The sequence below is a fragment of the Rhodopila globiformis genome (assembly GCF_002937115.1).
Lineage (GTDB): Bacteria > Pseudomonadota > Alphaproteobacteria > Acetobacterales > Acetobacteraceae > Rhodopila > Rhodopila globiformis.
The window spans coordinates 1-2,690 of the sequence record NZ_NHRY01000009.1 but is presented as its reverse complement, the minus strand read 5'-3'; the positions used below and the strand labels follow the sequence as shown (position 1 = coordinate 2,690).

The window sequence follows — 2,690 nt, the reverse complement described above, 5'->3', positions numbered from 1 at the left end:
GGGCGCGCGCGGCGACGACCGCCGGCCTGGGCCGCAGGTGCCGGCGCAGCGGGCGCGGCACCAGCGGCGGAGGCTCCTTCGGCGGCACCGGGACATCCGATGCGCGGTTATCCGGCCCGGGTGCTGGGCTGGCAGCCGCCGGTGCGGCAGAAGCCGGCTGCGGGGCAGTGTTCGGCTGGGCGGACGCAGGCGGGACGGGTGCAACCGAGGTGGGCGGCGCGGTTGTGATCCAACGCACGCTGATTGGCGTCGTCAGCGCCGGCCGATCGGCATCGTGGCCCGGCAGAAGGCGGAGCAGCGCGAGGTGGCCTACCGCGACAAGCACGAACACGCTGGCCCGCAGCAGGCGGCCGGTGCGCCGGCATCCGGCGTCGCCATCCGGCATGCGCGCCGGGCGAACGGCGTCGTCGATCCGTGCGGGATCCATGTCAGGCCGACCGGAAATCCGGTTCCCCGTTCCTGTCCGCCGCATGACGGACGCAGGCACCCGCGTAGGGACGCAGTCGGTGCGGAAACGGCTCAGGCCGCCTTCGGCCCCCCGCTGTCAGCCCGAATCCGGACCGGCACAGGAAGGCAATGATTTATTCATTCACAACGCCGAACTAAATATTTTTATTCGGAGTCAAGAATGGAAACCATGATGGCATCAGTAATGACGTTGATGATGTCGCCTGTCAACCGGCAATCGTACTGCGGGCTTTATGAAATGACGCGGCTTCCGGCGAATCCGCTGCCTTCTTTGCGGCGGGCAGATGGATGAAGCGGCCATGCCGTCCGAACTCGCGCGCCGTGGCGCCGGCCCGGATCGCCGCGGCCAGTCCGTCGGCGTCGTCGACCACGAAGCCCGCGACGACGGCGAGGCCATAATCGTGCAGCCGCGACGACAGCGGCGTGGCCGGGCCGACCAGGGCCACCGGACGATGCCGGGCCAGCCGCAGCAGCCGCGGCAGGCTGCGGTTGACCAGGGCCGAGGCGTTCACCACCGCCGCGCCGCAGCCCGGCAGCAACGAATCCAGCGCAACGATCGGAAACCGTCCCGGCCGCGGATCCGCTTCCGCCAGGGCGCAATTGGGCAGCATGCCGTCGACGCCGGGAAACGCGCCGACCACCACCACCTGGCCCGGCACATGACGGAAGGCGCGCACGCCGTTGCCAGCCGGGGCATCGACGTCACGACGGTTGTAGTGCGCGTTGATCGCCGCAATGGCGACCGCCATGTCCAGCGGATCCCATGAGGCCGACAGCGCCGCCAGTTCCCGCAGGCTCCGGCGGGCGAGCTTCGGCAGGCGTGGCAGCAGTTCGCGCGGATGGCACGGCAGTGCGGCAACGCCGACGCCGCCGGGCCCTTCGATCATGATCCAGCGCGGACCACAGACGATGCGGCGGATTTCCTGCGCCGCCACGCCCAGGGCGAGGTCGCGATACAGGTGCTCGGGTCCCCACCATGCCCACAAGGACGCCAGATCGGGCGACAGCATCGTGCCTTCCTGCCGGGCATAGCAGTGCCACTTGTGGATGCATTGCCCGGCGATCGAGGTCAGCAGCGGCAGGCCGGGCGCGGCGCCGGGACCGAAGCGGGCATGCAGGCTGTCGGTGGCGCCGAGGCACGCCGAGAAATGACTGATGACCAGAAGATCGGTCGATTCCCGCATGGCCGCCTGCAGATAGGTCACGGCGTCATCGCGGTCGACCTTCACCGTGGCGCCACTGCCAAGGTCGAGATAGCTGATCCGGGGCGCGCAGCCCTCGCCCTTGCCGGCACAGCCGCGGTTGTTGTGCTGCACGAAGCCGGCGACGTTGAAACCGCGGCGCTTGAGGGTGAGGGCAAAATCCGCCAGGAGATCGTCCACCACCTCCGCCGGATCGTGCACCACGACGCCGGGCCGGACCCACGGGTTGTCAGCCGCCGCACGGGCGGCACCATGCACCGGAAGCCCCCGTTTGCCCTGGCACGCAGGACCCATGGTCGGTTGTTCAGGCATACGGTCTCCGATAGCAGGCTGCGCCGACGCGGCGCGGGGCCATCGTGACCTTGCAAGCCACAAGCCAAGACGAGGCGCGCTTCACCGCGGCCGGACCGGATTGTTCAGGATACGGATGTCACGTAGCTGTACAATCGTATCTCGTTCGTTCGGGGATGAACACATGCGTCATGTGGTTGCGGCAAGGCACAGCGGGCACCCTCCGGATGCTCCTGCCGCGCCCTGCCATGAGACGTTCATTACTGGCAGGTCATCTGTTCTGCCCCTGGCTGGTTTGGATGGGAAACGGATTGTTCGACTTCAGACAATCCGGCTTGTTGATCCGGCCAGGGGCCTCGTGGCGGATGCCCATGGCGGCCGATGTGGCCTTGCATGAAGCACATCGGCATGCGGCGTTTCACGCCGGCCGCACAGGAGGACGGGCCTTGACCGGTGCGTATCAGGATAGGACGGCGGCCGGAGAAGGATTTGGCGCTTGGTCCGTTGCCCCACCGTCATGGCCAGGACACGCCCTATGGGATGCACAGATTTCGGAAATGGCCCGCTGCAGCCGTGGCTCATACTGTCATCGCCGGTGCTGATTTCACCGGCGGCAATCAAGCGGACACGGAGTTACACAATGTTTGCACGGAGTTGCACGGAGGAAGTGGATATTGCGCTTCGCGCGAAGCGCCTGAAATCATCGAAGCCGCCACAGGAGCGACCAGG

At 67.5% G+C, this 2,690-nt stretch carries 1 protein-coding gene and 1 pseudogene; both read right to left on the bottom strand.

The annotated features are described in order from the left end of the window. Positions 1–427, bottom strand: a pseudogene (locus CCS01_RS34525) (hypothetical protein); the annotation flags it as partial. Between the two features lie 247 nt (positions 428–674). Then, positions 675–1,982 (bottom strand): Rossmann-like domain-containing protein, encoded by a 1,308-nt coding sequence (locus CCS01_RS00185; RefSeq protein WP_104516834.1) that lies wholly within the window; start codon positions 1,980–1,982, stop codon positions 675–677. Positions 1,983–2,690: the final 708 nt, after the last annotated feature.

Coding starts and splice junctions, on each gene's coding strand:
- CCS01_RS00185 (WP_104516834.1), bottom strand. CDS start 1,982: ATGCCTGAACAACCGACCATGGGTCCTGCGTGCCAGGGCAAACGGGGG.